Below are 21,748 nucleotides of genomic sequence, written 5' to 3' on the forward strand. Positions count from 1 at the left end.
CGAACCGATGAAAGATATTAACTTTGAGCAACTGGAAGTTGGCTTTGACGTTCCCGCTGTGCCGGGCATGGATGCAGCCGATATTCAGACGCCTTGTCTGGTGCTTGATCTGGACGCGCTGGAACGGAACATCAAGAAGATGGGCGATTATGCCAAGGACCACGGGATGCGGCATCGCGCCCACGGCAAGATGCACAAATCCGTAGATGTGCTGAAGCTGCAACAGGACCTTGGCGCGGCGGTTGGCGTTTGCTGTCAGAAGGTTTCCGAGGCTGAAGTGTTCGCCCGTGGTGGCATCAAGGATGTGATGGTGTCTAACCAAGTGACCGATCCGGCCAAGATCGACCGGCTGGCAAAGATGCCGAAACTCGGCTGTCGTGTGTTGGTTTGTGTGGATGATCCCGAAAACGTCAAGGCGTTGTCCGAAGCTGCTGTAAAACACGGCACGCAGATAGAGGCGCTGGTGGAAATCGACTGTGGCGCGGGGCGTTGCGGGGTCAGCACGACACAGGACGTGGTAAATATTGCCAAGCTGATCGACAGTGCAGAAGGCCTGAAATTCGCTGGTATTCAGGCCTATCAGGGCGCTATGCAGCACATGGATCTTTACACGGATCGCAAGGAAAAGCTCGACGTGGCGATTGCGCAGGTGGCCGACGCGGTGCAGGGGCTGAAAAGCAACGGGCTGGACTGCGACATCGTCGGTGGTGGCGGTACAGGGTCCTATTATTTTGAGAGCGGCTCTGGCGTTTATAACGAACTGCAATGCGGATCATACGCATTTATGGACGCAGATTATGGCCGGATTTTGGATGAGGATGGCCAGCGGATTGATCAGGGCGAATGGGAAAACGCGCTGTTTATCCTGACCACAGTGATGAGCCACGCAAAGGCAGATAAGGCGATTGTGGATGCAGGGCTAAAAGCGCAATCCGTGGATTCCGGCCTGCCGTTTGTCTATGGCCGCGATGATGTGGAATACCTGAAATGTTCGGACGAACACGGTGTTGTTGCGGACCCGAATGGTGCCTTGAAGGTAAACGACAAGCTGCGTCTGGTGCCCGGTCACTGTGATCCGACCTGTAACGTGCATGACTGGTACGTGGGCGTGCGCGGTGACAAGGTGGAAACCGTCTGGCCGGTTTCGGCCCGTGGCAAAGCCTACTGAGCCTAACATCTATAATTCAAAACGGGGCCGGTTCGCTGGCCCCGACCCGTTCCAGACAGAAAGTACGCTCCCATGTTGATCGTCCCCGAAAAAGAAATCGCCAATCTGATGACACGCGCGGCAGCGTTTGACGCTGTGAAAGGGGTGTTTGCCTCTATGTCCGCAAAAACGGCGTATAATTTCCCTGTGATCCGCGAAGCGATCGGCCACGCGGATGCGCTTTACGGATTCAAGTCCGGCTTTGACAAAGCAGCGCTGAATCTGGGTCTGAAATCAGGGGGTTACTGGCCTGGCAACGCGGAAAAGGGGCTGACCAATCATCAATCCACGATCTTTCTGTTCGATGCGGATACCGGCAAATGTCGCGCCATAGTCGGTGGCAATCTGCTGACGGCATTGCGCACTGCGGCGGCGGCGGCTGTGTCAGTGGATTGCCTTGCGCGGCAGGAGTCCGAGGTTCTGGGCATTGTCGGGGCAGGTCATCAGGCCGCCTTTCAATTGCGCGCTGTGGCCGAACAGCGGGATTTCAAACGGGTGGTGGCTTGGAACCGCTCTCCCGAAAAACTCGACACCCTGCGCAGTGTTGCCGAAGAACTGGGGCTTGGCTTTGAGGCCGTCAGTCTTGATGAACTGGGGGCGCAAAGCGATGTGATTGTGACCATCACCTCCAGCTTTGACCCGATCTTGCAACAGGGCCAAATCCGCGCCGGAACCCATGTGGCTTGCATGGGAACAGACACAAAGGGCAAACAGGAGATCGCCGCTGCGCTGTCTGGCGATGCGCGGCTGTTTACCGACGAGATCGCCCAATCCGTCACCATTGGAGAGTTCCAGCACCCTGTCGCTGAAGGGCTGGTCGATCAGGACCGCATCAACGAGCTTGGCGCTGTGATCAATGGCACGACGGCGGGGCGAGCCTCGGACGAAGAGATTACGATTTTCGATGGCACAGGGGTTGGTCTGCAAGACCTTGCCGTGGCTTCGGCGGTTGTCGAACTGGCGGTGGGACAGGGCGTCGCGCAGGACGTGGAATTTTGATGCAGCCCCTTGGCAAGCTTGATAGGCTGTCCGGACGGCGCAGAGGCTGCCCTTAGGGAAACAGCCTCTGCATCGGTCCAGACGTAAGTTTCAAGCCTAAGAAAAGCCGCGCTTTTTTCGCGTGCCCAGCCATAAGAAAAGTGAATATGAAAAAGGTCCGTGTCGCAATTCACGGGTTCGGCAGGATCGGACGTTCGATCCTGCGCGCCCTCTCTACCAGCCGTCAGGATAGCGGAGTGGAGGTCGTGTTGATCAACGATCTCGCCCCGCTGGAGACCTGCGCCTATTTGTTCGAATTTGACAGCATCTTCGGCCCGTTCCCAGGCACGGTGGACACCCGCGGTAACGATCTGGTGGTGAACGGCGCAGCGATCCCTTTTCACCAGATTGATCCCGCAGCCCCGTTGCCGGACATGGCGGGGATCGACATTCTGCTGGAATGTTCGGGCCGTGCCACCAGTCGCGCTGTGGCGGAAGCCGGATTGCAGGCGGGGGCAGGGGCTGTGCTGATTTCCGGCCCGTCGGATGCTGCGGATGTGACGCTGGTGCTTGGTGCGAATGACGGGGCCTATACCGGCCAGCAGATCGTTTCTAATGCGTCTTGCACCACCAATGCGGTCGCGCCGCTGTTGCGTTTGTTAGAGGATAATTTTGGCGTGTCCGGCGGGCACATGAACACGATCCATTGCTACACCAGCAGTCAGCCGACGATTGACACGGCGGGCAAGGATCTGGCCCGCAGCCGTGCGGCGGCGCTGTCTATGGTGCCGACTACTTCCAGCGCGACAAGACTGATTGACCGTGTTGTTCCCGATTTGGCCGGACGTATCACCGGCAGCGCTGTGCGGGTTCCCGTGGCCAGCGTATCTGCCGTGGATCTTGTGGTGAAGCTGGACCGGCGTGATGCGGATTTTACCGAAGCGTTGCAAACGGCGGTTGAGGCTTGCCCCGTGCTCGGCTGGACCCCAAAACCGCTGGTTTCAACCGATTTGCGCAGCCGCCCCGAATCTCTTGTGCTGGCAGGGCCGGAGCTGATCACAGGCCCAGAGTTTACCCGCATTTTCGGCTGGTATGACAATGAATGGGGCTTTTCCAACAGAATGATCGACGTGGCCCGAAAAATGGGCGCGTCGCAATAACAAAGTAGAGGAGACAAGACATGGTTGACGAGACCAAAAAGGCCGTAGAACGGCAGGCGGCGCTGGATTATCATGAGTTCCCCAAACCCGGTAAACTGGAAATCCGCGCGACCAAGCCGATGGCAACGGGCCGTGATCTCAGCCGTGCGTATTCCCCCGGTGTGGCCGATGCCTGTCTGGAAATTGAAAAGAACCCCGCAGATGCCGTGCGATATACCGCCAAGGGCAATCTGGTCGCGGTGATTTCTAACGGGACAGCCGTGCTGGGGCTGGGCGATATCGGGGCGCAGGCCTCCAAGCCGGTGATGGAGGGCAAGGCCGTCCTGTTCAAGAAATTCGCCGGTGTGGATTGCTTTGACATTGAGGTGAACGAAACCGATCCCGAAAAGCTGGCCGATCTGGTGTGCAAGCTGGAACCGACTTTTGGCGCGATCAACCTTGAAGATATTAAGGCGCCGGATTGTTTTGTGGTGGAACGCATCTGCCGTGAACGCATGGGCATTCCGGTGTTCCACGACGACCAGCACGGCACAGCCATTGTTGCCGCTGCTGCTGCCACCAACGCGCTGCGGGTGGCGGGTAAGAACTTTGAGGACATCAAGATCGTTGCGCTGGGCGCAGGGGCGGCAGGGATTGCCTGCCTGAAAATGATGATGGTGATGGGCGCGAAGAAAGAAAACATCACCATGCTCGACAGCAAGGGTGTGGTGCATACATCGCGCAACAACCTGACGGAAGAGAAACAGGAATTCGCCCGCGACACCGAAATGCGCACCACGATGGATGCGATGGAGGGGGCCGATCTGTTCCTTGGCGTGTCCGGACCGGGGCTGCTGACACCAGAGATGGTTAAGAAAATGGCGGATCATCCGATCATCTTTGCGTTGGCCAATCCGACACCTGAAATCATGCCGGAACTGGCCCGCGAAGCCTCGCCAGATGCGCTGATCGCCACAGGGCGTTCGGATTATCCCAATCAGGTCAACAACGTGCTATGCTTTCCGTTCATCTTTCGCGGGGCGCTGGATGTCGGGGCGACCCAGATCAATGACGCGATGAAAGTGGCCTGCGTAGAGGCGATTGCCGGACTGGCGCGGGAAACCGCCAGCGCCGAACTTGGCGCGGCCTATCAGGGGGAGCGGCTGTCTTTCGGGCCGGAATACCTGATCCCGAAACCATTTGATCCGCGGCTGCTGCCTACCATCGCCGTTGCTGTGGCCAAAGCAGCAATGGACAGCGGAGTGGCTACGCGGCAGGTGGATATCAAGGACTACCGCGCAAGGTTGCAGTCACAGGTCTATCGTTCCTCCATGATTATGCGCCCCGTGTTTGAGGCCGCCCGCCTTGAAAAACGCCGCATTGTCTTTGCCGAAGGCGAAGAACCCCGCGTGCTGCGGGCGGTTCAGGCCATGTCCGAAGAAATGCACGTCAATGCCGTGATTGTTGGCCGCCCCGAAGTGGTGGAGCGCCGGATCGAACGGGAAGGGCTGTCGATCACGCCGGGCAAGGATTTTGAGGTGGTGAACCCTGAAAATGACAGTCGCTATCGCGATTACTGGGGCAGCTATCACAAGCTGATGGCCCGCAAAGGCGCGACGCCCGATTTGGCCAAGGCGATCATGCGCACCAACAGCACGGCGATTGCCGCAACGATGGTGCATCGCGGAGAGGCTGACAGTATGATCTGCGGCGTCTTTGGACAGTATCACTGGCATCTGAATTACATTCGTCAGATCCTCGAAACTCCAGACCTGCATCCCGCGGGTGCGCTGTCGCTGGTTATTCTGGAAAAAGGGCCGTTGTTTGTGGCGGATACACATGTCCACATCGAACCGACCGCGCAGCAACTGGCCGGAACGATGGTTGCAGCCGCCCGCCACGTCCGCCGCTTCGGGGTGACGCCGAAAGTGGCACTGTGTTCCAGTTCGCAGTTTGGCAATCTGGACAGCACCTCGGGCCGGTTGTCCCGCGATGCGCTGGCGATCCTTGATTCCGTTGAAACCGATTTCGAATATGAGGGCGAAATGCACACGGATGCGGCGCTTGATCCGGAACTGCGGGAATACCTGATGCCCAACAACCGGCTGACAGGGAAGGCCAATGTGCTGGTCTACACAAACTCTGACGCATCGGGTGCTGCGCGCAATCTGTTGAAATCTGTGGCTGACGGGCTGGAAGTTGGCCCGATCCTTATGGGCATGGGCAACCGCGCCCATATCGTCACATCCGGTGTGACCGTGCGCGGTCTGCTCAACATAGCCGCTTTGGCAGGGACACCGGTATCCAGCTATGGCTAACGGCGGGTTTTCCATTTTCTGAAAATATCCCCGCGCGGAGCGCAGGAATTTTGCCTTCGGCGAGGATATTTGAAGAAAATGGATCGGATAAGACACAAAAAAGGGCGCCTCAATCGGGCGCCCTTTTGATTGGATACGTCTGGATTTAGCCGCTCAACTTGCCAGAGCCATGTCCCGACATGCCGCCCGATACTTCTTCGGTCGACTCGTTGGACAGTTCCTCTGGCAGCACAAGGTTGAGGACTATCGCAATCACCGCTGCAGGCAGTAGGCCCGATGTCATCAGGATGCGCAGGGTGTCTGGCAGGTACTGCACGGCTTTGGGCTCCAGTTGTAGGCCAAGACCGACAGACAGGGCAATCGCGAAGATCACCATGTTGCGGCGGTTCCAGTTCACATCTGAAAGCATGGAAATACCGGCGGCAACGACCATGCCGAACATGACGATGACACCACCGCCAAGCACTTCGATCGGGATTGTGCGGATCAGGGCGCCCACTTTCGGCACGAGACCACAGATGATCAGGAAGATTGCGCCGATGGTCACCACATGGCGGCTCATCACGCCGGTCATGGCGATCAGGCCGACGTTCTGGCTGAACGATGTGTTCGGAAAGCCGCCAAAGATGCCTGCAACCGCAGAACCGACACCGTCTGCATAGGTCGCACCGGTGATTTCGGCGTCCGTTGCCTCGCGGCCAGCGCCACCACGGGTGATACCCGAAACGTCGCCTACGGTTTCAACCGCCGAAACGAAGGCCATCAGGCAGAAGCCCACGATTGCTGCAAAGCCGAACTCCAGCCCGTATTTGAACGGAACAGGCATTGCGATAGGTGCCGCGCGGGACCAGCTGGTGGCGATGCCGTCAAACGTGACCAATCCGAAGATCATCGAATAGAAATACCCCACGATAATGCCGATCACCACGGCGGAGACGGCCATCATCCCACGGGCAAAGAACTTTAGCCCCAGCGTCACAAGGACCACGACAAGGGCGACAGACCAGTTCAAAAGACTGCCGTATTCCGGTTTGTTAATAGCAGGCACACCGCCCGCGGCGTATTGAATACCGACTTTAACCAGCGCAAGGCCGATCATGGTTACAATCAGTCCGGTGACCAGCGGGGGCAGCGCGAAACGTATTTTACCAATGAACGTCCCGATGATTGCGTGGAACAAGCCACCCACCAGCACACCGCCAAAAAGGGCGGGCATGGCCTCTACGCCTTTACCGGCGACCAGCGGAATCATGATCGGGATAAAGGCAAAGCTGGTGCCCTGCACGATGGGTAGACGTGCGCCAACCGGACCCATGCCGATGGTCTGGAACAGTGTGGCGATCCCTGCAAACAGCATGGACATCTGGATCAGATAGGTCATATCCGGAAAGCCCTGCGCCCCCGCATCAGAGCCAAAGCCGAAACCGGCGGCCCCAGAGATGATGATCGCCGGTGTCACGTTCGACACAAACATCGCCAGAACGTGCTGAATCCCGAGAGGGATCGCCTTGTGCAACGGTGGCGTGAAATTGGGATCGCGGAGTTGTTCCGCTGTCCCGAGTGAATTGTCTGACATTTATGTGTCTCCCTATAAGACGTTTCCCTATTGCCCGCTCTTGACGGCGGTTCGATTAATCTGTGTCTGTGACCTCCCAAGGGTGGTCAAACCAGTGTTCCTGAAGATTTGCGCCGTCTCCGATGCGATCCACTACGGCGAACAGGCCGGGATCATGCAGCGGTGTCAGCACGCCGTGCCAGACGTTGCGGTGAAAGTTGATGCCTTGCCCCGGTGCGGTGATAAAGGCGACAGGCTCTGCCGGTGCGCCACCTGCATCCGGTGCCACGATCACAAGAAACGGGTTCTGGTGCATTGGCAGGAAGGCCTGACTGCCGTCGGGGTGGCGCTCCATCATGGTGAGCGTCAACGGCAGGTCGCGCTTTTGCGCGTTGAACAAGCTAACACCGGCGCGCCCTTCGTTGAACTCCAACGTGGCGCGGTCATGGTAACGTCCGCACAATCCTTCGTTGATAATTTTATCCGCCGGACCTTCGACATCCAGAACCTCGCCAAATGGGGCAAAAGCCGCGCTGGTGATAGGACTAACCTGGATGGTTCGGTGCATAACAGGGCTCTCCCGGATCTGTTCGGCTTTATCGGAATTGAAGAAACTGTCTAACGAATTTCAACCTATTGCAGGTATAGGACACAAACAGCGCCGCGTTTTTCAAGAAAAAACGAAAGCACTGTAAATTTTTACAGGATTTTTAGGGTAATTAGCTAAGATATTGACAGGGTTTGAATAATTTTACGCCACTGTTTCACCCTTCACAGCAAGGCCCAGTGACATTGTTGTCCCGCTTTTGAGACAGGCGGAAGGCAAGACTCTCCCATCGCCCCCTTGAAACCAAAAGGTTTTTCTGGTGTCTTTGGGGTTCATTCTACCTTAGGTTTTTAAAATAGTATTTACCCGTTTTAAAAGCCTTACCAATACCAAGTGAAGGCAAAGTAAAAATGGCGAACGTAACGATCTATTCCTCCGCAAACCACTGGACCTACAGTGACCTGTATTCAACCAATTTTGACGACGCACGTGTCAACAACTACTCTGGCAGCCATATTTCCGCTTCCGCAGGAGGCTTCAGTATCTATGCGACAGGGGCTTTTTATTACGACAGTTACGGGCTTTCAGGAGGCACGTTAAACACCATCAGCATGAGCTACGGCGGCAGTCAGCTTGTCACCGCTACAGGTTTTTCCCTAAACGTTTCCAATATGGCCTACGCCAGCCCGTCCCGCGTCGAGCAAGCGCTTCTCGCCGGTTCCGACACGATTGTTTCCGCATGGGAACAGGGTGATTCCTATCGCACATATGGCGGAGATGACTGGATCGAGTTGGGGAGTGGAAACGACAGTGTCGACGGTGGAACTGGCACCGATACATTTGTTGTGTCCGTGCATTCGTCAACCGCTTCGGTTTCGACAACAAACGCTGGTTTCCGCATCGAGAGTGCCTATGGAAAGGACAGCCTGAAAAATGTCGAGATCGTTTCCTTTTCGGATAAATCCGTTTCCCTTCAAAAAGGCGGATCATCAAGCGAGACTCTGACGGGGGACCGTGCTGCGGTTGCGCTGACGGATTACATCTCGGGCGGTTCGGGCAATGATAAGATCGACGGCGGGCGTGGCGAGGATTTTCTCTTTGGGGACGCAGGTGCAGACGTTTTGATTGGCAAGCAATCGGGCGACTATCTTTATGGCAATTCCGGCGGGGACAAGCTGCTGGGCGGGGCCGGTAAGGACGTTCTGAACGGGGCCAACGGGGCCGACACGCTGCTGGGCGGGAATAAAGCGGACAAGCTTTATGGAGGCCGTGGCAAGGATCTTCTGAACGGCGGCAAAGGCGCTGATGAGATGATTGGCGGGAACGGCAAGGATACGTTCAAAGGTGGTGCTGGTGACGACGAAATGACCGGCGGCAAAGGCGCGGACACATTCGTGTTCCAGAACAAATTCGGCGACGATGTGATCACCGATTTTGGGGCTCGCAACAACAGTGAGGTGATTGATCTTAGCAGCGTTACGCAGATCAAACACTGGAATGATCTTGCGAACAATCACATGGAACAGGCTGCTAACGGATCGGATGTTACAATCTCGCAAGGTGGCAATTCCATTACATTGATTGACGTGGATCTTGCTGATCTCGGGGCAAACGACTTCCTGTTCTGAGTGTCGTTATAGATGCGAAATGACTACCGGCATGTCTGGAACCTGCCGGTGGTATCAACTGACAGATTTGGTGCCGTTCAGCTTTGCACGTCAGGTCTGCTCGGTGGCGCGGATTGCGGATTCTATGCGCTCGATCATGAACTCCATAAACAGCCGCGCTTTGGGGTCTTGATGACGGCGGTGGGTATAAAGACAAGCCATCTGAACGGGCAGGGGCGGGGTCTCTTCCACCACGGGGACTAGTGCGCCACTGCGCAAATGCTCGGCGATTTCAAAAACGGGTTTCAGGGCGATGCCCGCACCGGCCAGCGCCCAATCCGTTAAAACATCCCCGTCATCACATTCTATCCGGCCCCGTACGTTGAATTTCTGCGGTCCGTCTGATGTTTCCAGCTCCCATTGAAACTCGGCCGCACCGGGGTAGCGCAGGTTCAGGCAGTTGTGCTGGCCCCGCTCGATCTCGGCGCCGGTTTTGGGGTGGCCGTGGCTTTCGATATAGGCGGGGCTGGCACAAAGAACGCGCTGGCAGTCGGCAATCTTGCGAATACGCAGGTTGGAATCTGCAGGTCGCCCCAGAAAGAACGAGATATCCAACCCCTCGGCTGTCAGGTCAATGTTGCGGTCACTCAGCCTAAGGCGCACATCCACAAGCGGATACTGCGCCGTAAATTCCGGCGTGTGGGGCGCAATCAAGCGCCGCCCCACCCCAAGAGGTGCCGCAATATAGAGTGTGCCACGGGGATTGTCCGTCACATCACCGATACTCGCCTCGGCAGATTCTACGGCTTCGAGCACGCCGCAAGCACCCTCATAGAACAACTGTCCCTGTTCGGTGGGGGTCAAACTGCGGGTGGTGCGCTGGAATAGGCGCACGTCAAGATGGGCCTCAAGCTGGGAAATCCGCGCCGAAGCCACCGCGGGGGATATCCGCTGGTCCCGCGCCGCCGCTGACATGCTGCCCAATTCATACACCCGTATGAAGGTTCTGATATTATCGAAATAAGACATTGTAAGTTTTTTTTTGACACTGTTTGCTGAATGTCAGGCGTAGCGCGAAAATCGGGCCGACGATAGGGTAAATACAAGTCAAAGGAGAACAGATTTATGTATGATATCGCAATCTTGTGGGATTGGTTTGCCTTCGCGGTCCGCTGGCTGCACGTTATTACGGCCATCGCATGGATCGGATCGTCGTTCTATTTTGTCGCACTTGATCTGGGGTTGCGTAAGGCGCCCGACTTGCCGGTTGGTGCCCATGGCGAGGAATGGCAGGTGCACGGGGGCGGGTTTTACCACATCCGCAAGTTCCTTGTCGCGCCCGAGAATATGCCCGATCATCTGATCTGGTTCAAATGGGAAAGCTACGCCACATGGCTGTCCGGTGCCGCCTTGCTGATGATCGTTTATTGGGTCGGGGCAGAGCTGTTTCTGATTGACCCAGCCAAAGCCGATCTCGCGGTGTGGCAGGCTATTCTGATTTCCGGCGGCTCCCTGACAATCGGTTGGATTTGTTACGATTTCCTGTGCAAATCCAAACTGGGTGAGACGCCGACCCTTTTGATGCTGCTGCTGTTTGTCATCCTTGTGGCCATGTCTTGGGGCTATAACCAGATCTTCACAGGGCGCGCTGCGCTGCTGCATCTGGGGGCGTTTACGGCGACAATTATGACGGCGAATGTGTTCCTGATCATCATGCCAAACCAGCGCATTGTGGTGAAGGATTTGCAGGAAGGCCGCACCCCTGATCCGAAATACGGCAAGATCGCCAAGCTGCGTAGCACCCACAACAACTATCTGACGCTGCCGGTTTTGTTCCTGATGCTGTCCAACCACTACCCGCTGGCCTTTGCGACAGAATACAGCTGGATTATCGCCTCTTTGATCTTCCTGACAGGCGTTACCATCCGTCATTATTTCAACACCATGCACGCCACCGGACGGGGACCAAGCTGGACATGGGCGGCGACTGTGATCCTGTTCGTGATCATCGCATGGCTGTCCACCGCTTCAAGCTGGGACGGGGAATATGATACGGTCGAGAACCAGCCGCTAACCAACTACGAACAGCGCTATGCCGAGGCTGAAGGCTTTGAAAAAGTCCACGAAATAGTCCTTGGCCGCTGCTCTATGTGTCACTCCCGCGAACCTGCGTGGGAGGGCATGCACTGGGCCCCCAAAGGCGTGCATCTGGAGACCAAATCCGACGTCGCCCGCGCCGCGCGCCAAATCTACCTGCAATCCGGCGTCACCCACGCCATGCCTCCCGCAAACATCACCTACATGCCAGACGAGGACCGCGTGAAGATCGTGAAATGGTTCCGCAGAGCGAATGAGAATACACTGGCGGGGGTATTGGAGTAGGGGGGGCTATATCATAATCGCCGAAGATTTAAGGTAAAGCCCACCCACTTGCGCGACCCATCAATTTCTGAGATTACAGCATTGATGTTCACAGTGCACTATTCGGTCGATGCAAGGTTTCTCATTCTATGATTAAAAATCTAGTTATTCACATTGGCGATCCCAAGAACGGTTCGAGTTCTATCCAAGATGCGGTGGCCAGAGGACTGTGGAAATGTGAAGCGAAAACGATTGCACAATCCCATTTCAGAAACGAAGTTGGGCTGGCTAAATCTGTCCGCCGAAAGGCATCAATTGAAATGCGTGAAAAGCGCTTTTCAGCTTTGTCTGAATGGGCTTTAAACACGGAAGCCGATTATGGTGTTGTGTCTTCGGAGTTCTTCTCACAGGTGAGACCGGAAATCTTCAAAGAAGTTTTGACGGAATATTTGCCTGAATTCGTAGAAAATATGCGCATACTGGCTTATGTGCGTCCTCACGCGGATCGGTTTGTGTCTACCTATGCTCAACGTGTCAAAAATGGTATGTTCGTGCGTGATATGGCACCGTTGCTTAATACTCTAAGCACAGATTCCGCTTTGAATTATCATTCTCGATTTTCTGATTGGAAAGACTCTTTTGGAGAAAGACTCACTGTTCGTCCGTTCATTCGCGATGCGCTAAATGACAATGATGTTGTATCCGATTTTTTCCATTTCGTGTTGGAGGGAACGCCGTTTGCGCTGCGCGACCCCGGGATCACCAATCGGTCTTTGAATGTTTCACAAATTGCCGCGATGCGTGTTTTCAGAGAACTCTAATTCAATGCGAAGTCCCAAAGAATGTTCGTACAACTGTCGGCGGTTCAGTTGGTTATTGTGTGGGTAAATTGCCGACTGAGACGGATGAAAAACTCGCTTTAGACAGAGATTTAATGATTAAGCTTGAAAAGCTTTTCCGGAACGATGCCAAACTGATGGATAAGTCATTTTTTGATGAACCTTGGCTGGAAAATGCATTGGACCGATCTTTGGAAAAAACTCTTCCTGAACCGCAGTCCACTAAGCCGCGTGATCATCTTAGTGCAGAGAGGATCAGAAAAATTGAGAAGTTGGCAAGTAGGGTAGCAAGTGAGATCGACCATACGCCGAGAGTTTGGCAAGCGGTAAATGGAATCTTGCGCGGGTATGGAACAGAAACAGAGTTGCAGTCCTTGGGGGATAAGCAGAAGATTCCCCGAGACCGAGCAATTATACTTGTAGAGAAAGCTGCGCAATTGATCGCTTGAGACGGCACAAGCGTCCGCAGACTTGAGTTGTTTTAACAGTACGTCTTCGATGATCCTGTATGCTAAATTGTAATTGTTAGCACGGTCGATCGATAACTGCCCCCTAATTTATTTCACAGACACGGAACCGATGGCGCAGTCAGCCGTTGCCCTTGCAGAGGGCCCCTTAAGGGGGGTGTCGCGCGTGGACGATTGGGTCCATGATGCAATCGACAACGGGAGTGCTGCAATGCCAAGTGATACCGATCCAAAGCCGAATCCCACTGCCCATGACGCCCCGACCGCGCTGCCGGAGGGGGCGTTGTTCACCGACGATACGACATGGCAGGTGGCGCGGGCGGATAAATTTGCGCTGATTGTGGATGCGGCGGATTATTTTCGGGTGCTTCGCAAGGTGTTTATTGGCGCCAAGAAAGAGCTGCTGCTGATTGGTTGGGACTTTGATTTTGAACTGGAAATGCTTCCCGGAGAGGGGGACGAAGACGGGTTGGCGCCTGATGGTCTGCCAAACCAGCTGGGCAGCTTTATCGAAGCCATTGTCGCGCGTTCACCGGATCTTAATGTTTACATGCTGAAATGGAACGGCGCAGTGCTGGCCGCCCCCGGGCGGTTGGCGCCTGCTATCGCGCTTAGCATGTTTGGCAGTGACCGGATTCACTTCGCACTGGACGGCCATCATCCGTTCGGCGCCTGCCATCACCAAAAGATTGTCGTGGCGGATGATGCGCTCGCATTCTGCGGCGGTATCGATGCAACGGAAAAACGCTGGGACACGTCAGAACATCTGCCAGATGATCCCCGCCGGATTTGCAAGGATGGGGCCCCCTCCGGTCCCTGGCACGACGCGACCTCGGCGCTGTCAGGTCCCGCCGCAGCCGCGCTGGCAGAGCTGTCCCGCAGGCGCTGGCACAGGGCCAACGGAGAGGCGCTGACCCCCCCGAGGGATACGCCACCGACCTCTTGGCCGGACGGGTTGGATGTGGACGCGACAAATATTGATGTGGCGGTCTCTCGCACAGAACCACCTTTTGACGAGAAGCCCCTGATCAACGAGATCGAACAGCTATACCTAGACGGGATTAAGGCGGCGAGGCAGGTGATTTACATTGAATCCCAGTATTTTGCCGCCGAGAGCATTTGCGCCGCACTGGAAGAGCGCCTGCACGAAGAAGGCGGGCCAGAGATAGTCGTGATCAATCCGGTGGAGGCGGAATCCCAGTTGGAAGACAATGCGATGCACGTACTGCGCCAACGTATGGTGGAGCGATTGGAAGCCGCGGATCACCAGAACCGCTTTCGCATATATTTCCCCGTTACCAAAGCAGGAGAGCCGATTTACGTTCATGCCAAAATTATGGTGGTCGATGACATCCTGCTGAAAATCGGGTCGAGCAATATTAACGATCGGTCTATGGGATTTGATACGGAATGCGATGTTGCTATCGCAGAACCGGCAGAGGTGATCGAAAACTCGCGGATTCGTCTTATTTCCGAACATCTTGACGTCACACCTAACGAATTTGCAGATGCGTTCGCCAGTGAGCGGCGGTTCATCCCCACGATCGAGCGTTTGAACCGGCAGGAGGGGCGCGGCCTGCGCAAAGTAACCCGTGACAGCGCCTCTGCCATCGGGGAGGTGCTCGCCGATACAAGGCTGCTTGATCCGCGTTATCACCCTGGTGAGGAAACGAACGCGGGCAGGGGGCTGCGCCCCCGCCACCTCGCAATCCTAGCCGGTGGTGTCGCCCTCAGCTGGCTCGCATGGCGTAAATGGGGCAAATAGAGGGGCTCTGGAAATAGCAAACCTCTAGCGTATTCCATGCCGCAATCGCTAAAGCGTTCCGCCTAGGCTGAATGAGCGGCGTATCTTAAGCGAGTTGCCCCATGTCACAGGAACGCAGACAACAACTTGGTTAATGCCCTTGAGCAACAAACAGAATTGAATCTGACCCGTTCCGCGTGGCGGAAATCAATGGCGTTTCGCTAGCAGTTTGTTCTGTAAAATGGTGCCCCCACACGGACTCGAACCGCGGACCTACTGATTACAAATCAGTTGCTCTACCAGCTGAGCTATAGGGGCACTGGGGGGGCTTTTGAGGCAAGTTGAGGGGGAATGCAAGAGGTTTTTTGCGGAGGTTTGCAAAAAATTAATCTCTGTTTGTCAGGCTCACAATTGCAACGGCAATCAGGCTTATCAGAACGATAACAAGTGCGGCTGGTGCGGCGCCCTCGATGTCTTCTAGAGAGGCGTGTTGATAGGCGGAGGTGGCCAATGTGGTCTTGGAATATAACAGTAATGTTGCAGGTAGTTCTTTTACGCTGTCGACGAATATCAGCAGGGCAGCGGTGGCGACCGCGCCTTTTATCATCGGGGCGTAAAGCCGTATCAATGTCTGGCGCGGCGACTGTCCCAAAGAGCGGGAGGCCATACCGAGAGAGGGAGAAATTTTTGTAAAGGCGGCATCGACTGTGCCCACAGCAATAGCAAAGAAACGCACGCAGTAGGCCAGCATAATAGCCCCCACCGACCCAACCAGCAGCAGGCCCGGATCAAAGCCTGTGAGCCACTGGATGCCGTCAGCAACGCGGTGATCCAGCATGGAGAGCGGTATCAAAAAGCCGAGGCCGAGAACTGCTCCGGGTGCGGCGTAACCGATTGTGGTGACAGGAAGGATACGGCTTAGCCCGTTGTGGCGGAATAGGCGGACGCTAAACACCAGTAGGACGCCTGCAACGACTGTAATGGCTGCAGCACCACCGGCAATCAGGACCGTGCGCAGAGTTGCCTGCCACAGGAAAGGATCGCTCCAGAGTTTGGCGCGGCCAAGGGCATGGTCAGCAAGTATAGCTATGGGCAGAACGAAACCGACCAACACAGGGAGGGTGCAAAACAAGGAAGCAACGATGCCTTTGGTGCCGCGCAGGTGTTGCCGTTCTGGCGGGCGCATATTGCGGGCGGTCTCGTGAAATTTAATCCTGCGGCGAGAGAGTTTTTCAAGGAGGACAAGAACGGTAACAAAGACAAGAATCACGCAGGCCAGTTGGGCGGCACCCCCAGCGTTGCTGGCTTCTAGCCAAACGGTAAAAATGCCGGTGGTCAGAGTTTGGACGGCGAAGAATTCCATCGCGCCAAATTCATTCAACGTCTCCATCATCACGATGGCGACACCTGCGGCGATGGCCGGACGGGCGAGGGGTAGGCCCACCCTTAGGAAACTTGCCACAGGTCCACAGCCAAGGGCGCGGGAGACCTCTATCGCGGCGCCGGACTGGGTGCGAAAGACACTGCGGGTGAGGAAATATACATACGGGTAAAGTGCGCCTGCTAAAACAATGATGGCAATGCCGCGAGATCGGATTTCAGGGAACATGTAGTCCCGTGGTGTGACCCAACCAAACAGCGCGCGTAGGCCGGTTTGCAACGGTCCGGCATACTCTAGGAAGTCTACGACCGCGAAAGCTGCGATATAGGCGGGGATGGACAGTGGCAGCAGCAATCCCCATTGCAGGACGTTGCGGCCTGGAAAACGGTACATGACAATCAGCCAGGCAGAGAGGGTGCCGACCACGCCCGCCAGCAATCCGACGCCGGCCATCATGATGACGGAGTTGGTCATATAGCGGGGCAGGGTCGTGGCAAGTAGGTGGGGCCAAATGTTTTCTCGCGGGAAGAAGGCGAGCCAGAATACTGTGGCCACAGGCAGTATGACGAGCAGGGCAATGCACAGCCCCAGCAGCGTCCAGCCGTCCAGACCGTATCGTCTGCGCCGTGGCGCAGAAGTGACAGGCGCTATATCTGATGTTTCAACCATTGATCCGCGCTTAAACCATAGCTATTTCGGTGTCTACACGTGTAACAGGCAGTCAATGGATTTCAGGCTTCACATCGGCGTGCATCGGAGCGCGACGCAACACCTCCGTAGGGTGCTCTGGCAGAACCGTGACTTGTTGCAGTCCGAGGGAATTTGTGTGCCATTGGCCGATCAGGCCGAGCGGGCGTTCTCACGGGCCATCAAGCAAATCAGCACCGGGGTTCCTTCGGCTGAAGTGAAGGGCGCACTGATTTCCGCGTTGACCAAAGATCAAAAGTATCGCCGTGTTGTGATGATAGATCCGAGTATTTCGGGAACATTGATGCGGCCAGTCGGGAAAGAATATTTCTATCCGCGGATTGCCACAACCATGTCGCGGATTTTAAATGTGCTGGACGGGGCGCCGTTAAGGATTTTCGTCGGTTTGCGTAATCCGGCGAGCTTTATTCCATCTTGTTACTGCGCCGGTATTCGGCACACTCCGGCCCTATCCTTCGAGGAATTTGTCGCGGATGCGAACCTGCAGGGGCTGCGATGGTCAGATTTCCTGCACCGCGCACAGATGAAAAAGGCCGATCTGCCGATCACCGCTTGGCGGTTTGAAGATTACCCCTTCATGTGGCGCGATGTGGCACAGGCCCTGACGGGGATCAAAAACCGCGAACTTCTGGTGAGCACCAGCACGCCGGTAAACAGCGGTTTGTCCTTGCGCGGAGCGATACTGATGCACTCCTATCTTAAGGAGCATCCCGTAGAGACACGGGCGGAGTTCGAGAAGTTGAACCGTGCGTTTGATAAGAAATTCCCGAGCACGCAGGGCTTCAATGATGAGCTGCACTGGCCTGAAGAATTGACCGAGGGTATGACTGAAAACTACGAAGATGATCTCTACTATATTGAGCGGATGGACAACGTCACGATGCTCTCACCGGAGCGCTACGACTGAGCCCGCGATGATTGCGCAAGGCATTCACCTCTTGTTGTTCCCATTATGAAGCCGCACGCAGCTGATCAATATTTTCGGTCTCTGTTTCGTCAAAGTTCTTATCAGTGTCATCTGCAAGCGGGCAGGTGAACCAGAATATGGTCTTCTGATCCGGAATGCTTTTGAAGCCGATAGTGCCGCCCATTGATTCCACCAGATGGCGAGAGATATTCAGCCCAAGCCCAGTGCCCACCTTCTTTTTGTTTGCCTTCGTGTCGGCCTGCGCAAAGGGTTGGAAGATACGGGGGTGGAATTCTTCGGGGATGCCTGGCCCGTGGTTCGTGACCGCAATCCGGACTTCACCAGACAAAAGCTGTGCGCTTAGGCGGACCCGTGTGCCCTGATCCGAGAACTTACAGGCGTTGGACAGCAGATTGGTCAGGACCTGAATAATCCGTTTCTGGTCAGTCCAAATGCGATAGTTGCCTTTGGGGATCGACACGTCCAGCCCGACACCGCATTGGGCTGCATAGGGCGCGATTTGGTCGGAAACCAGCACCAGCAGTTTGCTCAGACATTCGGCCTTTGCATCAATCTGCATCTGGCCGGCGTTCATTTTCTCCATGTCCAGAATATCGTTCACCAGAGTATAAAGCCGTTCGGAATTTGATTGTGCGATGTCTACAAGTCTCTTGGCCACCGGAAGGTTGGCTTCTGCCAGTTGGGATTCCAACAGGCCGAGCGATCCTTTGATGGACGTAAGAGGGGTGCGCAGTTCATGGCTTACGGTGGCAACAAAATCCTGTTTCATCCGCTCCACCCTGATGCGGTCGGTGATGTCCACTTGAGTACCGATCATGCGCAGCGCGGTGCCTTCTTCGTCCCATTCCACCACAATCGCATCGGATTGAATCCAGCGCCAGTCCGAGCCGCTGTCAGAAACGCGGAAGCGGGCTTCAGCCCGTTCGCAGCCCCCAACGATGCAGGCGCGATGGGCTTTGGTTAGATTTTCACGGTCATCGGGGTGGATGCGGTCGAGCAAATCCTTGAACGGATCGGCAGGGTCTATCGAACTGGTGATATTCATCATCATGCGCCACATTTTTGAAACGACGGACGTATTTTTCTCAAAATCGATATCGAATACGCCGATTTGGGCACCAATCAGCGCCAGATCCCAGCGCTCTTCCATTTTGGCAATCTGGCGCGCCTGACGTTCCCGTTTGGTGATGTCGCGCATCAGAAGGGTCACGCGGATTTCGCCGTCAGAGGTTAACCATGTGTTTTTCTCAACCTCCAGAATGGTCTCGCCATGGCTGTATTCTGTGGCAGGTAGGGTAAGTTTGAAACGGGAATCCGGTTCGCTCGGGTCCAGACCAGGCAGCACTTCGACAATGTTGCGGCTTTCCAGTCCAATGGTTTTGGGCGTCAGCAGAAGCGACTGTGCTGCGCCGTTAACCTGAAGGATCTGTCCGTTCGCATCTGTCGATACAATCGCGAGCATGGCGTTTTCGATGATAGAGCGCCGTTCGGTTTCCCGTGTCACCAGCTCGTTTGATTTTTCTTCCACGAGCCGTGTGATCGTACGTTCCCGCCGGTTCATAAAGCGCAGCATCGTAACAATGAGGGCTGTCAGTGCGAGGCACAGTGCCAGCATCACCCAAGGCGCGCGGAAGGGCTGGATAAGATCGAACTTGTTCGAACCTGTCCACAACAGACGGAGGGGGCGGCCAAAGCTCTCGACGTGCATATCCCGCACGAATTTCGGGTTCTGATTTGCATCTGCGGCAGGGATATTCTGGAATAGAGGGGGTGTCGCGGGCGTGCCTTCGGCAAACCATGCGCGCAGCTCTACAAGTTCGTTTTGTGCAGGAGACAACGTGGCAAAAGCCCTATTCATGTCAAGGATCGCAAAGACATAGCCAAGGAATTCGGCAGGACGTAGAGACCCGTCCGATGTGATGCGTTCGATCCGTGTTACCGGTCGCAACAGGATGCCCTTGCTGAGCAATTCGCCGTTGATGGGAAGCTTAATGTCAGGAACCAGTGCAAGCGTTCCGGTTTCTCGGGCTGTTTTTGCGGCTTTGACGATCTCGGGGTAGAGATTGAAGTCTGTGCCAATCACGGATTCACCGGGGGTGCGGGGTCTGATGCGACGTACAATCAAACTGTCCGGATCGGCCTCTCCATGAGACGCAAAGCCGATGGCATTGATGCCGGATTGGTTGCCGTGGATGTTAATGGCACGGGCGTAATCGTCCATTTCGACAAAGCTGATGTCTTGGGACGCAATGAACAAACCGGCGAGCCCGCCAAGGGTGCGTTCGTAAATCTCGGCGGTACGGCTGAGAGAGGTGACCGCTTGTTCGACAATAACCGAAAAATTGTCTTCCGATTTATGGTCGGCAATCCGTTTGACTGCAATTGTAGCCAGAATGGAAGCCGTCAGGCAGAACCCGATCACCAACCATTGTAACCAAAACGAACTTCGTTTTGAATTCATACCCGATCTGCCCATCGTTCCGGTGTCGTTACTGTGCTTTTCTATAATCGGCCAGCCGTACACGCATTTTATCTGAGTGGACTGTAAGCGGTTTTCAGCTGGTCGCGCAGCCTAAAATGCACCACCAAAGCGAGATTGCGTCTACCAAGGGGCTTGAATGTCACACCGTCGCGGGAAATCGGCCGTGGATGTGTGGCCTGAAGTGAGTGTTCCGATGGGCTATCCAATACCCGAGGCAATTTGCGTGACCCTATCCAGATCTTCTTGAATTGGCAGCTCGCGCTTTGCCCGTTCCAGTGCCAGTTTGGAATGCCGGCGGGCTTCCACGGACATACCAGGATAGTCCAGTGCCTGTATCGAGCCGAACGCTTTTTGCAGCCGAATGCCAACTTCCACGGTGCCAGCCCCGTCCCGAGCGAGCGGGGTGAAGGCATCGTCAAAAAGTTCGGATAGTTCAAGTGCAGGAACGATGATCCGGTTATAGACGACCTCCGGTTCACCTTGTTGCGCGGCGACTTCGGCCCAGTTTGCAAACAGGCGCACGAAGCTGCCGATTATAACAATCGCCGTTCCGGGATCATTCACAGCGGGGGACAGCGCGCGGGCTGCGATTTCGGCGAGAACGACCAGTCCGAAGCGGGGGTCTTCGTCAAAGGTGCGGTTAACGCCCATGACAAAGGCCTCTTGAATTTCGGTAATCACTTCGGGCTCGGGGTCTTCCAATGTGTCAAGAATGACAATCGGCTGATCAGGTGCCAGAAACTGTCCGGCCGGGGCGGCAATCATCATGCGCAGGTTGTGTTCCGCTGCAAGCTCCTGCAATGCGTTCATATTGACGTATTGCACATATCCAATTTCGTCACAGTAAATTTCCACCCCGTGCAGCGTATTCTTGACCGTTTGCTGCACGCCACCCATGAACGGGGCTTTCTGATGTTTCTCCATACATCTTTGCGCCGCGCTCTCGGCTTTGTTGATGGTGCTGCCCAACCGGCCCAATCGTGCGATGTTATCGACCCAGCGCACAAAGGTAAGAATGACCCAAGCGAATATTGCGAGGGTTAGCATGAACAGCACGAACAATCCGCCGCGTCCGTAAAAGCCTGTTTTCAGTGCTACGATAGATACGATGCTGAAGATGAAAGCGCCGATAAAGCTCGACAATGCGGTTTTGGAAACATCGTCTTCCAGCACCAATGTGAAAGCGCGCGGCGTGGCAGACTGGCTGGCGGAGGTGTAAGATGACAGCATCGATCCGACCGCGAAAGTTGCAACGGCGAGCATTGACGATGATATGATCGTTAACAGGGTTTCGATCGTGCCCGAAGTGATCTCGGGGAGTTGTTGGCTAAAGGGCAGGCTATCGGCGAATTGGGCAAACAGGGCGGTTGAAACCGCAATCAGGCAATAGACCAAAGGCTTGAACCAAAGCCGTTTACGCAGTTGCAAAACGGAATGGATAAATCGGGTTTTCATTGTTTTACCATCTTTGAATTAAGCCTTAACAC

The 21,748-nt window shown here is 55.4% G+C and carries 16 protein-coding genes and 1 tRNA gene; 10 read left to right on the plus strand and 7 right to left on the minus strand.

Translation table 11 applies throughout. From position 1 onward, the window contains the following. Positions 1-7 precede the first annotated feature (7 nt). The 4 genes from bhcC to IEX10_RS01855 all read left to right on the plus strand — a co-directional run bounded on the left by bhcC (position 8) and on the right by IEX10_RS01855 (position 5,642). Entirely contained in the window at positions 8-1,168 is a 1,161-nt protein-coding gene (gene bhcC / locus IEX10_RS01840; RefSeq protein WP_188670353.1) for a 3-hydroxy-D-aspartate aldolase BhcC, read from the plus strand. A 72-nt stretch (positions 1,169-1,240) separates the two neighbouring features. Beyond that, positions 1,241-2,206 carry an iminosuccinate reductase BhcD gene (bhcD, locus tag IEX10_RS01845; RefSeq protein WP_188670355.1) on the plus strand — a complete coding sequence of 322 codons (966 nt, stop codon included), beginning with the start codon at positions 1,241-1,243 and terminating at the stop codon, positions 2,204-2,206. A 146-nt stretch (positions 2,207-2,352) separates the two neighbouring features. Further along, complete coding sequence (locus IEX10_RS01850; RefSeq protein WP_188670357.1) at positions 2,353-3,345, plus strand: type I glyceraldehyde-3-phosphate dehydrogenase; 993 nt, start codon at positions 2,353-2,355, stop codon at positions 3,343-3,345. A gap of 20 nt (positions 3,346-3,365) precedes the next feature. Then, a complete protein-coding gene (locus IEX10_RS01855) occupies positions 3,366-5,642 on the plus strand; it encodes an NADP-dependent malic enzyme (RefSeq protein WP_188670358.1) in 2,277 nt (758 codons plus the stop codon). Between the two features lie 145 nt (positions 5,643-5,787). On the opposite strand, the gene IEX10_RS01860 is transcribed toward IEX10_RS01855, so the two are convergent. Continuing rightward, complete coding sequence (locus IEX10_RS01860) at positions 5,788-7,218, minus strand: uracil-xanthine permease family protein (RefSeq protein ID WP_188670360.1); 1,431 nt, start codon at positions 7,216-7,218, stop codon at positions 5,788-5,790. A 55-nt stretch (positions 7,219-7,273) separates the two neighbouring features. Further along, positions 7,274-7,765: an ureidoglycolate lyase gene (locus tag IEX10_RS01865; protein WP_188670362.1), complete on the minus strand. Its 492-nt coding sequence runs from the start codon at positions 7,763-7,765 to the stop codon at positions 7,274-7,276. 389 nt (positions 7,766-8,154) lie between these two features. Here IEX10_RS01865 and IEX10_RS01870 point away from each other — a divergent pair, with 389 nt between their 5' ends. Beyond that, positions 8,155-9,372 carry a calcium-binding protein gene (locus tag IEX10_RS01870; RefSeq protein WP_188670363.1) on the plus strand — a complete coding sequence of 406 codons (1,218 nt, stop codon included), beginning with the start codon at positions 8,155-8,157 and terminating at the stop codon, positions 9,370-9,372. A 90-nt stretch (positions 9,373-9,462) separates the two neighbouring features. On the opposite strand, the gene IEX10_RS01875 is transcribed toward IEX10_RS01870, so the two are convergent. Then, entirely contained in the window at positions 9,463-10,380 is a 918-nt protein-coding gene (locus tag IEX10_RS01875; protein ID WP_188670365.1) for a LysR family transcriptional regulator, read from the minus strand. 96 nt (positions 10,381-10,476) lie between these two features. Here IEX10_RS01875 and IEX10_RS01880 point away from each other — a divergent pair, with 96 nt between their 5' ends. The 4 genes from IEX10_RS01880 (at position 10,477) to IEX10_RS01895 (ending at position 14,783) form a co-directional block, all read left to right on the plus strand. After that, the gene (locus IEX10_RS01880; RefSeq protein WP_188670367.1) at positions 10,477-11,733 is read left to right on the plus strand and encodes a urate hydroxylase PuuD; all 1,257 of its coding nucleotides are present in this window, start codon (positions 10,477-10,479) and stop codon (positions 11,731-11,733) included. A 128-nt stretch (positions 11,734-11,861) separates the two neighbouring features. After that, positions 11,862-12,533 carry a hypothetical protein gene (locus tag IEX10_RS01885; protein ID WP_188670369.1) on the plus strand — a complete coding sequence of 224 codons (672 nt, stop codon included), beginning with the start codon at positions 11,862-11,864 and terminating at the stop codon, positions 12,531-12,533. A gap of 113 nt (positions 12,534-12,646) precedes the next feature. Next, the gene (locus IEX10_RS01890; protein ID WP_188670371.1) at positions 12,647-13,000 is read left to right on the plus strand and encodes a hypothetical protein; all 354 of its coding nucleotides are present in this window, start codon (positions 12,647-12,649) and stop codon (positions 12,998-13,000) included. Between the two features lie 184 nt (positions 13,001-13,184). After that, positions 13,185-14,783 carry a phospholipase D-like domain-containing protein gene (locus IEX10_RS01895; RefSeq protein WP_229678396.1) on the plus strand — a complete coding sequence of 533 codons (1,599 nt, stop codon included), beginning with the start codon at positions 13,185-13,187 and terminating at the stop codon, positions 14,781-14,783. Positions 14,784-15,004: 221 nt separating this feature from the next. Here IEX10_RS01895 and IEX10_RS01900 read toward each other — a convergent pair. After that, positions 15,005-15,080, minus strand: a tRNA-Thr gene (locus IEX10_RS01900). Positions 15,081-15,147: 67 nt separating this feature from the next. Then, positions 15,148-16,812 carry an ABC transporter permease gene (locus tag IEX10_RS01905; protein WP_188670373.1) on the minus strand — a complete coding sequence of 555 codons (1,665 nt, stop codon included), beginning with the start codon at positions 16,810-16,812 and terminating at the stop codon, positions 15,148-15,150. A gap of 55 nt (positions 16,813-16,867) precedes the next feature. Between IEX10_RS01905 and IEX10_RS01910 the strand changes: the two genes are divergently transcribed. Next, positions 16,868-17,758, plus strand: a complete 891-nt coding sequence (locus IEX10_RS01910; RefSeq protein WP_188670375.1) for a hypothetical protein — start codon at positions 16,868-16,870, stop codon at positions 17,756-17,758. 43 nt (positions 17,759-17,801) lie between these two features. Here the strand turns inward: IEX10_RS01910 and IEX10_RS01915 are convergent, their stop codons facing one another. Both IEX10_RS01915 and IEX10_RS01920 read right to left on the minus strand, forming a co-directional pair. Next, entirely contained in the window at positions 17,802-20,240 is a 2,439-nt protein-coding gene (locus IEX10_RS01915; RefSeq protein ID WP_188670377.1) for an ATP-binding protein, read from the minus strand. 219 nt (positions 20,241-20,459) lie between these two features. Then, positions 20,460-21,716 carry a DUF2254 domain-containing protein gene (locus IEX10_RS01920; RefSeq protein ID WP_188670380.1) on the minus strand — a complete coding sequence of 419 codons (1,257 nt, stop codon included), beginning with the start codon at positions 21,714-21,716 and terminating at the stop codon, positions 20,460-20,462. Positions 21,717-21,748 lie beyond the last annotated feature (32 nt).

The organism is Neptunicoccus cionae (assembly GCF_014643735.1).
In the GTDB taxonomy this organism is placed as follows: Bacteria; Pseudomonadota; Alphaproteobacteria; order Rhodobacterales; family Rhodobacteraceae; genus Amylibacter; species Amylibacter cionae.